The sequence below is a fragment of the Shigella sp. FC1967 genome (assembly GCF_001743005.1).
Taxonomy (GTDB): domain Bacteria; phylum Pseudomonadota; class Gammaproteobacteria; order Enterobacterales; family Enterobacteriaceae; genus Proteus.
On the sequence record NZ_MIIZ01000115.1, the window covers coordinates 1 to 290 of the forward strand.

General features: G+C 54.1%; 1 pseudogene. It reads left to right on the top strand.

Annotation, left to right across the window (positions count from 1 at the left end):
• Window positions 1-59: 59 nt before the first annotated feature.
• A pseudogene (locus tag BHE89_RS24615) lies at window positions 60-290 on the top strand (EAL domain-containing protein); the annotation flags it as partial.

Consider the following 290-nt stretch of genomic DNA (forward strand, 5'->3'; position numbering starts at 1 on the left):
ATCATTACAGCCAGAGGCAAGAAGTTTGTCGTCCGCGAACTTGCTGAGGAGGGCGGTGAATGATTTTTGCCCCGGCTTTCCAGCCAATTAAAGACGTCGCACTGGTTCGTTTGTCGCTGCTGAGGTACTGGCTCGTTGGTACGACGAAGGCCGGGTTCTTACGCCATCCTCTCTTTCATCACCTCCTCACTGGGGGCTGGTGGACATGGAGGTGGCGCGGTTCATTCACGACAATCTTCACCTTTGCCAGGATCGGTATCCGACTCTCTTCCTGAACGTCTCCGAACAAA